A 10,983-nucleotide genomic window follows, 5' to 3' on the forward strand; every position below is an offset into this window, starting at 1 on the left:
TCAGCGCAGGGCGCGGCCTTTCACGATTGCTTTATCGCCGAAACGGCTGCGAATGCTGTCGGCTGCGCGTTCGGCGCGGCTGCGCTGTGCGGCTCCGGGATCAAGTAAATCGCCGGCCATATCCGCCCCCTCTGCGCCCGAAAGATCCGATAGCCCCACGCCGATCAGCCGATAGGCGCTGTTGTGGTCGACCTGATCGAACAGGGCGCGGGCGGTGCGATAAATGCGGTCGGCCAGTTGCGTCGGATCGTGCAGCGACAGGCGGCGTGATAGCAAAGAGTGATCGGCGCGTTTCAGTTTTAGCGTCACCACCCGGCCTGCCATCTCTTTCGCCTTGGCACGGTCCGCCACCTTTTCCGCCAAGCGCCAGATGTGGCCATCGAGAATCTCTGCATCGCCGGTATCGTCAGAAAATGTAGTCTCATTGCTGATCGACTTTACCGGACGGTGCCGCAACACGCGCCGTTTGTCTTGCCCGCGCGCGAGATGCCACAGCCGGTCGCCCATGCTGCCAAAGCGGGCGATGAGATCGGTCTGGTCCCACCGCAACAGATCGGAAAAACTGCGGATGCCGGCCTTTTCCAGCGCGGTCTGCGTGGCGGCCCCGACGCCCCAGATCATGCCCACCGGTTTGTCGCGCAAAAACGCCGCCGTTTCGCCGGCGCCGATGACAGAGAACCCATGCGGCTTGTCGAGGTCCGAGGCGACCTTGGCCAGAAACTTGTTATGGCTCAGCCCGATAGAACCTGTCAGCCCTAGTTCTACCTTCATCCGCCGCACCAGCCGCGCCAGCATCACCGCCGGGGGCTGGCCGTGCAGCCGCGCGGTGCCGGTCATATCGAGAAATGCTTCGTCCAGCGACAAGGGCTCAATCGCCGGGGTCATCTCTTCCATCATCGCGCGAATCGCGCGGGAGGCTTCGACATAGACCTCCATGCGTGGCTTGATGATCACCGCCTCGGGGCACAGCTTGAGCGCCTGAAACATCGGCATGGCCGAGCGCACGCCCCGTATCCGCGCAACATAGCAGGCGGTCGACACGACCCCGCGCCGCCCGCCGCCGATGATGACGGGTTTGCCAGCCAGTTCGGGATTGTCGCGTTTTTCCACCGAGGCATAGAAGGCATCGCAATCCATATGGGCGATTGACAGGTCGAAGAGTTCCGGGTGGGACAGCACACGCGGGCTGCCACAGCGCGGACAGCGCCGCGCCGGAGCGATTTCAGAAAGACAGTCGCGACAGAGGGTAGCCATGAGTACACCGGGAGGGCAGGGTTCGGGCGACGATTCTAACCAGATCGCGAGGGATTTAACATGGGCTTTGATGGCGCAAAGCTGGCGCTGTACCTTGGAGAGAAGCTGGCCGTGATCCTGCGCGATGACGCGCCGGGCCTGCCCTTTGCGGATCATTGGGATCTGCCCGGTGGGGGCCGCGAGGGGGCAGAGACCCCGCTGGCCTGCGCGCTGCGCGAATGCCGCGAAGAGTTGGGGATCGTGGTGCCCGAAGACGCGGTGATCTGGCAAGGCAGTTTTGATGAGGCGGGGCGGATCAAATGGTTCTTCGTTGCGCGCTTGCCTGCCGAGGCCGAGGCCCAGATTGTCTTTGGCGACGAGGGGCAGCGCTGGCGTTTGATGACGCAGGATGAGTTTCTGACCCACCCCCGAGCGGTGCCCGCATTTCAGGACCGTTTGCGGGTCTATCTGGCGCAAAGCGCGACAGAAAAAGACCAGCACTAGAGGGGGAAATAAAGGCCCCCCGCCTGCGTGAGCGGGGGGAGGTGACGAACATCAGGAAGAACCAGTTCGTCGGGGAGTATCACCTGAGTTCAACATAACATGTTACGCGGTTTTCGCCTAACATTGATGGCCGCCCCCGCGGCGCATCCCGGCGCGCTGTGGTCGATTTGCTACAGGGCGAGGGAGGTTCTTGTTAACGTTCAGAAATTTCCTGAAGCACGGCGCGGGCAGCGGCAGCGGGGTCTTCGGCCTGCCAGATCGGGCGGCCCACCACGATGTGATCGGCGCCATCCGCGATGGCCTGACCGGGGGTGGCGACCCGTTTCTGATCGCCCAATGCGGCACCTTGGGGGCGCACGCCCGGCGTGACGATAAGCTTGCCGTTTGCTTCGGGGAGGGCGCGGATCGCGGCGGCCTCTTGAGGGGAGGCGATGACGCCATCCGCGCCTGCGTCCAACGCGCGGCCCGCACGGGTCAGCACCAGATCGCCCAGATCGCCCGGTTGGATCAGCGCGGCGTCAAGGTCGGCGCGGTCAAGCGAGGTGAGGATCGTGACGGCGAGGATCTTCATGTCGGTGCCGGCGGCACCTTGCTTGGCCGCCGCCACCACATGCGGGTCGCCGTGGACGGTCAGGAAATCCAGATCGAACTGGGCCAGCCCGCGCACCGCCGCCTCTACGGTGGCACCGATGTCGAAAAGCTTCATATCAAGGAAGATGCGCTTGCCATGTTCCTGTTTCAGTTCATTGGCCAAGGCCAAGCCGCCGCCCGTCAGCATGCCGAGGCCGATTTTGTAAAAGCCCACCGCATCGCCGAGCTTTTCGGCCAGTTCCAGCCCCGCGACCGCATGGGGAACATCAAGGGCGACAATCAGACGGTCATCAGACATGCGAGGGCTCCTGCCAATTTTCAAACGGCTTTGACCTACGCCGCGGCGCGGGGCAAGTCCATCATTCATGCAATAGGGGCGCAAAAAAATAGGGGCGCAAAAAAGAGGCCCGAACACCGCGTTGCGGGGTCCGGGCCAAGTGATCAGAGACTTAGCAGGCAGGCACTGGTCTCTGGTATGCGGAACGCCACATCGGGACAGATGAGGTGGCAGCAGGTCCGCGGGCAGCCGCGCGGCAGGCAGGTGCCGCACGGAAGAGGGTTAGGCTGCGTCGCGGCCGGGGAGGTCCATGACCTCTTCCAACCAACGCAGCGGATCGAAGCTGCGGCGTCCGGCCCGCTGAGCGGGGACGTGGCGCAGGACTTCGGAACTCAAACCACGTTTCTGGGCGTGGCGGCGGAGCGCTTGACGGGACAGGCCGTCAGCGGCATCGCGGTATGACATGGTAATCGGGGCATCGATGGCACAAGCGTAGCGGCGCAGCTGCTCCCCGTCTTGGACGGTCACCAGCGCTTCGAAACACTGAGTGGCCGCATTGTAGGTGACATCTGTCAACTGGATAGGGCGCGTCTGCATCGTTTCACCTCTTGTGTTCTTCTGAACCTTGGCAGGCTTTGTCGTCCTGCTCTCGTCTGAGGAATTAACGCGAGAGGCAGCCAAATGGTTTCATTATGGTTACACTTTCTGTGGATAAAGGTTAACAATGTATTTATATCAATGGCATAGGATGGTATTTTTTGACGCAAAGTTGCCGTATTTTCGCCTTATTGGCGAAATCCTCCTATTGGCGGCTTCTTTGGCGGCGGTATTTTGCGCCCGTACGGTCTTGAACCCGCAGCACCGCTTCCCAAATTGATACCGAGGCTCAGACCGCTGCGTGCCACATATCGGGCGCGGCATTTTGGAGCGCTTGTAGAAAAGGAGAGACCCATGGACTTGAGCAAGTTCACGGAAAGATCGCGCGGCTTTATTCAAGCGGCGCAAACCATCGCGACACGGGAAAGCCATCAGCGGCTGTCCCCTGAACATGTACTCAAAGCACTTCTGGACGACGACCAAGGGCTGGCGCGCAACCTGATCGCGGCCTCGGGCGGCGATGGTGCGCGCGTGATGCAGGCGCTTGACCTCGCGCTTGGCAAAATCCCGAAAGTCACCGGCGATGCGGGGCAGGTCTATTTGGACGGCACCACCGCCAAAGTATTGGCTGAGGCCGAAACCATGGCCAAGAAAGCGGGCGATAGTTTCGTTACTGTCGAACGCATTCTGACCGCGCTTTGCATGGTGAAGTCTGGCGCGAAGACGGCGTTGGAAGCGGGCAAAGTAACGGCCCAAGCCCTGAACACCGCGATTAATGATGTACGTAAGGGGCGCAAGGCCGACAGCGCCACCGCCGAAGACAGCTATGAGGCTTTGGAGAAATACAGCCTCGACCTGACCGCGCGGGCCGAAGAGGGCAAGATCGACCCTATCATTGGCCGGGATGAGGAAATCCGCCGCGCGATGCAGGTGCTGAGCCGCCGGACCAAGAACAACCCGGTGCTGATCGGTGAGCCGGGTGTGGGTAAGACCGCCATTGCCGAAGGCTTGGCCCTGCGGATCGTGCACGGTGACGTGCCTGAATCTCTGCGCAACAAACGCCTGCTCGCGCTCGACATGGGCGCGCTGATCGCCGGGGCGAAATACCGTGGCGAGTTCGAGGAGCGGCTGAAGGCGGTTCTGACCGAGGTGACCGAAGCCGCGGGCGAGGTGATCTTGTTCATCGACGAGATGCACACGCTGGTCGGTGCCGGTAAGGCCGACGGCGCGATGGATGCGTCGAACCTGCTGAAACCTGCGCTGGCGCGGGGTGAGCTGCACTGTGTGGGTGCCACCACGCTCGAAGAATACCGCAAATATGTCGAGAAAGACGCAGCACTTGCGCGGCGGTTCCAGCCAGTAATCGTGCAGGAGCCGACGGTGGAGGACACCGTTTCGATCCTGCGTGGCATCAAAGAGAAGTATGAGTTGCACCACGGTGTGCGCATTTCCGACACCGCGCTGGTCGCGGCGGCGACGCTGAGCCATCGCTATATCACCGACCGTTTCTTGCCCGACAAGGCGATCGACCTGATGGACGAAGCCGCCAGCCGTCTGCGCATGGAAGTCGACAGCAAACCCGAAGAACTGGACGCGCTGGACCGTCAGATCCTGCAGCTTCAGATCGAAGCCGAAGCGCTGAAGAAAGAAGACGATACCGCGTCCAAGGATCGGTTGGAGGCTTTGCAGAAAGACCTGAGCGATCTGCAAGACCGCAGCGCCGAGATGACGGCGCAGTGGCAGGCCGAGCGGGACAAGCTGGCCGGTGCGCGCGACATCAAGGAAAAGCTGGACCATGCGCGGGCCGACCTCGACATTGCCAAACGCGAAGGCAACCTCGCGCGCGCGGGCGAGCTATCTTATGGCGTGATCCCGCAGTTGGAGCGCGACCTTGAAGCCGCCGAGGGCCGCGAAGACGACATGATGGTCGAAGAGGCCGTGCGCCCGGATCAGATTGCCAGCGTCGTCGAGCGTTGGACCGGTATCCCTGCCGGCAAAATGCTGGAAGGGGAGCGGGACAAGCTGTTGCGGATGGAGGAGCAATTGCATGATCGGGTGATCGGTCAGAGCGCGGCTGTCAAAGCGGTCGCCAATGCCGTGCGCCGTGCGCGGGCGGGGCTGAACGACGAAAACCGCCCGCTTGGCAGCTTCCTCTTCCTAGGGCCGACTGGCGTGGGTAAGACCGAATTGACCAAGGCCGTGGCCGAGTTTCTCTTTGACGACGACAATGCGATGGTCCGCATCGACATGTCCGAGTTTATGGAGAAGCATTCGGTGGCCCGTCTGATCGGTGCCCCTCCGGGCTATGTCGGCTATGACGAGGGCGGTGTGCTGACCGAAGCGGTGCGGCGGCGTCCTTATCAGGTCGTGCTTTTTGATGAGGTCGAAAAGGCGCATCCGGATGTCTTCAACGTGCTGTTGCAGGTGCTCGACGATGGTGTGCTGACCGATGGTCAGGGCCGCACGGTCGACTTCAAGCAGACGCTGATCATCCTGACCTCAAACCTCGGGGCGCAGGCGCTGAGCCAACTGCCCGAGGGCGGTGACATGGCCGCGGCCAAGCGCGACGTGATGGACGCGGTCCGGGCGCATTTCCGGCCTGAGTTCCTGAACCGTCTGGACGAGACGATCATCTTTGACCGTCTGGGCCGTGCGGATATGGACGGCATCGTTACGATCCAGATGGCACGGCTGCTCAAGCGGCTTGCGGGGCGGAAGATCACGCTTGATCTGGATGACGCCGCGCGGAAATGGCTGGCGGATGAGGGCTATGATCCGGTCTTCGGCGCGCGGCCCCTCAAGCGGGTGATCCAGCGCACCGTGCAGGATCCGCTGGCTGAGATGCTGCTGGCCGGAGACGTGAAAGACGGCGATACCGTCACCGTCCGTGCCGGGGCCGATGGGTTGATCATTGGCGATCAGGTGGCCGCGTCGAACCGGCCCAAACCGGATGATGCCACGGTGCATTAAACGCCCAAGACGTTAAGAAAGGCCGGGGTTTTCCCGGCCTTTTTGCTTGGACTAAAACCCGCGAAAGGCGCCCATTATTCGCCAATCGCTTCCTTCACGATGGTATCTAGCAGGGTTTGCACCTCTTGCATCGCGCCCTCAGGGAAGGCGCGGTAGCCGACGGTCACCTCGTCGCTCTCTGGCAGTTGCATCACGAAAATGTCGTAGGGGCAAAAGCCGATGTTCATCACATCCGCTTCCATCACCTTGCGCGACAGCGCCGCCGAGCAAAAGCTGAACACCTCCGCCGCCTCGAACAGCACCACGTCAGAGCCGACATCCGCGCGGGTACGGTCCAGCATCTCACCTACATGGCTGACGTTTTCGGGGATCAGCCCTTGATTCAGGATCGCATTCTCCACCCCAAAGGTCACATCGCCGAAGCTTTGGTCGGTGGTATAAGTGACCATCTCATCCGCCTGCGCGGCGCTGGCCAGCATCAGACCGGCGGCAAAAAGGAAACGGATCATGGCGGCACTCCTTTAATAACGGCGCCTAACATTCCGGTGTGCTGGCTGAAATCCGGGCGAAAGGATTTGGTGCCACCCGCGGCGGGCGCTAACTTCTATTGAGTATAGTAGGGAGTGCTGAAATGGCCAATCGCTGGATCAATCGACTGACAGACCGAGACGTGACCGACGAGGCGCAGTACTTTAACCGGCGTCAGATCATGGGCGGCGCGATGGCGGGGCTTGGTCTGGCCAGCTTGGGGCAGGGGGCCATGGCCCAAGAGGAGCTTACCCCGAATGACTATGAGGACATCACCCAATACAACAATTACTACGAATTCGGCACCGGCAAGGGTGACCCCGCGAAATACGCAGGGAGCCTGACGACCAAGCCGTGGACAGTGACCATCGAAGGGATGGTCGACAAGCCAGGCGATTACGCTTTTGAGGACATCATGAAGGCCATGACCATCGAAGAGCGCATCTACCGCCTGCGCTGCGTCGAAGCTTGGTCGATGGTGGTGCCGTGGAACGGGTTCGAGTTGGCCGATCTGCTGAATATGGCCGGGGTGCAATCCGGTGCGAAATACGTCGCGTTCGAGACGGCCTACCGGCCTGAGGAAATGCCCGGCGTCCGCTTCCCCGTGCTCGACTGGCCCTATGTCGAAGGGCTGCGTCTGGATGAGGCGATGCATCCGCTGACAATCATGGCCACCGGCATCTATGGCAAAGACATCCCGAACCAGAACGGCGCGCCGCTGCGTTTGGTGGTGCCGTGGAAATATGGCTACAAGTCGATCAAATCCGTCGTGCGGATCACCCTGACAGACAAACAGCCGCCCACCAGCTGGAACAAGGCCGCGCCGCGGGAATACGGCTTCTACAGTAACGTAAACCCCGACGTGAGCCATCCGCGTTGGTCGCAGGCCGATGAGCGCCCCATCGGTGGCGGGCTGTTTGCGCGGCGTCAGCCGACGTTGATGTTCAACGGCTACGAAGAAGAGGTGGCAGGGCTCTACGAGGGCATGGACCTCACCGCGAACTTCTGATGCGCGACACACTATATATGCACAGAGTTTTTGACCGCCTCGGCGGAAGCGTGTTGCCCGGGGTGGCCGTGTGATGGCGGGGGCGATTGACACTCTGAACAGTCTCGCCCGGCGCGTTCCGGTTTGGCCCGTCTATCTGCTGCTGGCCCTGCCGATCCCGTGGTTCTTCTATCAGGGGCTCAACGGTGGGCTGGGTCGTGACCCGGTGAAAGGGTTGGAGCATCTCTATGGCCTATGGGCGCTGCGCCTTTTGATTGCTGGGCTGATTGTCACCCCCCTACGCCGGACACTTGGGCTGAACTTACTGCGCTTTCGCCGGGCCATTGGCGTTATGACCTTTGTCTATGCGCTTGCGCATCTCACCGTCTGGGCCGTGTTGGATGTGCAGACGCTCTCGCGAGTCTGGACGGATATTCTAAAGCGGCCCTATATCACCATTGGTATGGCGGGGTTCCTCTGTCTGATCCCCTTGGCGGCCACCTCCAACAACTGGTCCCTGCGCAAGCTTGGCGCCCGCTGGCGCAAACTCCACCGTCTTACCTATGTCGCGGCGCTGCTGGCGGCGCTTCATTTTCTGTGGCTGGCAAAGGGTCTTCAATTGGAACCGCTGATCTACGCCGGAGTGATCTTGGCGCTCTTGATCTACCGCCTTCCCTTCAAGCGCATCCGGCAGAGGCTTTCGCAGGGCGGGGTGAATCGGATTCGCAGTTAAGAGCCGTGATTCACACCCCTGAATCGCGCCTATGGGCTCTATGGCCTGTGGATAACTGGTGGCGTTAACATAATGGGGCTGCGCAAGTGGGGATTGGGCAGGATTTCGCAAATGATATAAGGTGTTAACTCACTGTTCTAATTGGGCTTTGAAGTCCTTTCACAAAAACTCCACAAAACCTCAAAAAATGGCTTGCGGGTTTCTGTCACTCGCCTTAGAACCCCCTCTACCGGCGGCGCAGAGATGCAGCGGCGGGGCGCCAGACGGGGCGGACGGGAGCGGAGACGCTGAGTTCGGTTCGGAAGGTGGATAAAAATTCGAGGTATTAGGGCGGGGCGCGCCAAGAAGTTAGGGCGCATCTCAGTTTCTTTTGTCTCAACGCTGTTTGAAAATTTGATATCTGAAGAGATATGTGGGCGGTTTGGTTCATTCGATGGATCAACGTCTGTATATCGCGCTCTTAGGGTTTAGGCCCGATGATAGAGTGTCAGCTTCACTGTTTGGACGGCTTTCGACTACTTTGTAGTCTCAAGCACAACAAACAGAGAATGGCTTGTATCTTTCAGTAAGGGATACAGGTCGATGTGCAGAGGTTCGACGTCAAGGATAAGCTAGCAATAGCTTTTCAACTTGAGAGTTTGATCCTGGCTCAGAACGAACGCTGGCGGCAGGCCTAACACATGCAAGTCGAGCGAGACCTTCGGGTCTAGCGGCGGACGGGTTAGTAACGCGTGGGAACGTGCCCTTCTCTGCGGAATAGCCACTGGAAACGGTGAGTAATACCGCATACGCCCTTCGGGGGAAAGATTTATCGGAGAAGGATCGGCCCGCGTTAGATTAGATAGTTGGTGGGGTAACGGCCTACCAAGTCTACGATCTATAGCTGGTTTTAGAGGATGATCAGCAACACTGGGACTGAGACACGGCCCAGACTCCTACGGGAGGCAGCAGTGGGGAATCTTAGACAATGGGCGCAAGCCTGATCTAGCCATGCCGCGTGTGTGATGAAGGTCTTAGGATCGTAAAGCACTTTCGCCAGGGATGATAATGACAGTACCTGGTAAAGAAACCCCGGCTAACTCCGTGCCAGCAGCCGCGGTAATACGGAGGGGGTTAGCGTTGTTCGGAATTACTGGGCGTAAAGCGTACGTAGGCGGATCAGAAAGTTGGGGGTGAAATCCCGGGGCTCAACCCCGGAACTGCCTCCAAAACTCCTGGTCTTGAGTTCGAGAGAGGTGAGTGGAATTCCAAGTGTAGAGGTGAAATTCGTAGATATTTGGAGGAACACCAGTGGCGAAGGCGGCTCACTGGCTCGATACTGACGCTGAGGTACGAAAGTGTGGGGAGCAAACAGGATTAGATACCCTGGTAGTCCACACCGTAAACGATGAATGCCAGTCGTCGGGCAGTATACTGTTCGGTGACACACCTAACGGATTAAGCATTCCGCCTGGGGAGTACGGTCGCAAGATTAAAACTCAAAGGAATTGACGGGGGCCCGCACAAGCGGTGGAGCATGTGGTTTAATTCGAAGCAACGCGCAGAACCTTACCAACCCTTGACATCCTGTGCTAACCCGAGAGATCGGGCGTCCACTTCGGTGGCGCAGTGACAGGTGCTGCATGGCTGTCGTCAGCTCGTGTCGTGAGATGTTCGGTTAAGTCCGGCAACGAGCGCAACCCACATCCTTAGTTGCCAGCAGTTCGGCTGGGCACTCTAAGGAAACTGCCCGTGATAAGCGGGAGGAAGGTGTGGATGACGTCAAGTCCTCATGGCCCTTACGGGTTGGGCTACACACGTGCTACAATGGCAGTGACAATGGGTTAATCCCCAAAAGCTGTCTCAGTTCGGATTGGGGTCTGCAACTCGACCCCATGAAGTCGGAATCGCTAGTAATCGTGGAACAGCATGCCACGGTGAATACGTTCCCGGGCCTTGTACACACCGCCCGTCACACCATGGGAGTTGGTTCTACCCGACGGCCGTGCGCCAACCCTTCGGGGAGGCAGCGGACCACGGTAGGATCAGCGACTGGGGTGAAGTCGTAACAAGGTAGCCGTAGGGGAACCTGCGGCTGGATCACCTCCTTTCTAAGGATGTTCCTAGCAGCGAGACTTGTCTCACTCGTGGAACACTTAGCAAGTCGGCAAACAAAGCCGACTATATTAGAACCGAGCCGTCCTCATATCTCTTCAGAAATAGGTCCTGCGCTGAACGCGTAGGTCTCAAAAGTTTGGGGCCTTAGCTCAGCTGGGAGAGCGCCTGATTTGCATTCAGGAGGTCAGGAGTTCGATCCTCCTAGGCTCCACCAAGCCTTTTGCAAAGCAAAAGGCGTCGCCCTGGTTGCCCGTCCAATGGACGTGCGAGAGGGGCAGCGTAACGGTCCTTAAACCTTCAACCACTAAGGGCTGGTTCCTCTCGGGCCATTCCTTCGGAATGCCCTGCCGGAACGACGAGTTTTGCCTACGGCAAAATCTCTGGGTCGGTAGCTCAGGTGGTTAGAGCGCACGCCTGATAAGCGTGAGGTCGGAGGTTCAAGTCCTCCTCGACCCACCATCCTCC

The 10,983-nt window shown here is 59.7% G+C and carries 8 protein-coding genes, 2 tRNA genes and 1 rRNA gene; 7 read left to right on the forward strand and 4 right to left on the reverse strand.

Features of this window, described 5'->3' with window-relative positions; all coding sequences use genetic code 11:
- Positions 1 to 1,254 (reverse strand): DNA polymerase IV, encoded by a 1,254-nt coding sequence (locus tag B5M07_RS02380; RefSeq protein WP_120350067.1) that lies wholly within the window; start codon positions 1,252 to 1,254, stop codon positions 1 to 3.
- A gap of 60 nt (positions 1,255 to 1,314) precedes the next feature.
- Between B5M07_RS02380 and B5M07_RS02385 the strand changes: the two genes are divergently transcribed.
- Entirely contained in the window at positions 1,315 to 1,737 is a 423-nt protein-coding gene (locus B5M07_RS02385; protein WP_120350068.1) for an NUDIX hydrolase, read from the forward strand.
- 193 nt (positions 1,738 to 1,930) lie between these two features.
- On the opposite strand, the gene pyrF is transcribed toward B5M07_RS02385, so the two are convergent.
- Together pyrF and B5M07_RS02395 are read right to left on the reverse strand one after the other, a co-directional pair.
- The gene (gene pyrF / locus B5M07_RS02390) at positions 1,931 to 2,626 is read right to left on the reverse strand and encodes an orotidine-5'-phosphate decarboxylase (RefSeq protein WP_067630027.1); all 696 of its coding nucleotides are present in this window, start codon (positions 2,624 to 2,626) and stop codon (positions 1,931 to 1,933) included.
- A gap of 261 nt (positions 2,627 to 2,887) precedes the next feature.
- A complete protein-coding gene (locus B5M07_RS02395; RefSeq protein WP_067942287.1) occupies positions 2,888 to 3,202 on the reverse strand; it encodes an orotidine 5-phosphate decarboxylase in 315 nt (104 codons plus the stop codon).
- Positions 3,203 to 3,556: 354 nt separating this feature from the next.
- Between B5M07_RS02395 and clpB the strand changes: the two genes are divergently transcribed.
- Positions 3,557 to 6,172, forward strand: coding sequence for an ATP-dependent chaperone ClpB (gene clpB, locus B5M07_RS02400; protein ID WP_120350069.1), 2,616 nt, complete (start codon positions 3,557 to 3,559; stop codon positions 6,170 to 6,172).
- A gap of 74 nt (positions 6,173 to 6,246) precedes the next feature.
- On the opposite strand, the gene B5M07_RS02405 is transcribed toward clpB, so the two are convergent.
- Positions 6,247 to 6,681: a hypothetical protein gene (locus tag B5M07_RS02405; RefSeq protein WP_067630017.1), complete on the reverse strand. Its 435-nt coding sequence runs from the start codon at positions 6,679 to 6,681 to the stop codon at positions 6,247 to 6,249.
- A 122-nt stretch (positions 6,682 to 6,803) separates the two neighbouring features.
- Between B5M07_RS02405 and msrP the strand changes: the two genes are divergently transcribed.
- The 5 genes from msrP (at position 6,804) to B5M07_RS02430 (ending at position 10,977) form a co-directional block, all read left to right on the forward strand.
- Positions 6,804 to 7,709, forward strand: coding sequence for a protein-methionine-sulfoxide reductase catalytic subunit MsrP (gene msrP, locus B5M07_RS02410; protein WP_120350070.1), 906 nt, complete (start codon positions 6,804 to 6,806; stop codon positions 7,707 to 7,709).
- Between the two features lie 73 nt (positions 7,710 to 7,782).
- Positions 7,783 to 8,421, forward strand: a complete 639-nt coding sequence (gene msrQ, locus B5M07_RS02415) for a protein-methionine-sulfoxide reductase heme-binding subunit MsrQ (RefSeq protein ID WP_120350071.1) — start codon at positions 7,783 to 7,785, stop codon at positions 8,419 to 8,421.
- Positions 8,422 to 9,047: 626 nt separating this feature from the next.
- Positions 9,048 to 10,511, forward strand: a 16S ribosomal RNA gene (locus B5M07_RS02420).
- Positions 10,512 to 10,656: 145 nt separating this feature from the next.
- Positions 10,657 to 10,732: transfer RNA gene (locus B5M07_RS02425), tRNA-Ala, on the forward strand.
- Positions 10,733 to 10,900: 168 nt separating this feature from the next.
- A tRNA-Ile gene (locus B5M07_RS02430) sits at positions 10,901 to 10,977 on the forward strand.
- Positions 10,978 to 10,983 lie beyond the last annotated feature (6 nt).

Source organism: Sulfitobacter sp. D7 (assembly GCF_003611275.1).
Taxonomy (GTDB): domain Bacteria; phylum Pseudomonadota; class Alphaproteobacteria; order Rhodobacterales; family Rhodobacteraceae; genus Sulfitobacter; species Sulfitobacter profundi.

Excerpts from the sequence above, each read along its gene's own strand:
- B5M07_RS02380 (WP_120350067.1), bottom strand. The coding sequence starts at position 1,254 with ATGGCTACCCTCTGTCGCGACTGTCTTTCTGAAATCGCTCCGGCGCGG.
- B5M07_RS02385 (WP_120350068.1), top strand. The coding sequence starts at position 1,315 with ATGGGCTTTGATGGCGCAAAGCTGGCGCTGTACCTTGGAGAGAAGCTG.
- pyrF (WP_067630027.1), bottom strand. The coding sequence starts at position 2,626 with ATGTCTGATGACCGTCTGATTGTCGCCCTTGATGTTCCCCATGCGGTC.
- B5M07_RS02395 (WP_067942287.1), bottom strand. The coding sequence starts at position 3,202 with ATGCAGACGCGCCCTATCCAGTTGACAGATGTCACCTACAATGCGGCC.
- clpB (WP_120350069.1), top strand. The coding sequence starts at position 3,557 with ATGGACTTGAGCAAGTTCACGGAAAGATCGCGCGGCTTTATTCAAGCG.
- B5M07_RS02405 (WP_067630017.1), bottom strand. The coding sequence starts at position 6,681 with ATGATCCGTTTCCTTTTTGCCGCCGGTCTGATGCTGGCCAGCGCCGCG.
- msrP (WP_120350070.1), top strand. The coding sequence starts at position 6,804 with ATGGCCAATCGCTGGATCAATCGACTGACAGACCGAGACGTGACCGAC.
- msrQ (WP_120350071.1), top strand. The coding sequence starts at position 7,783 with ATGGCGGGGGCGATTGACACTCTGAACAGTCTCGCCCGGCGCGTTCCG.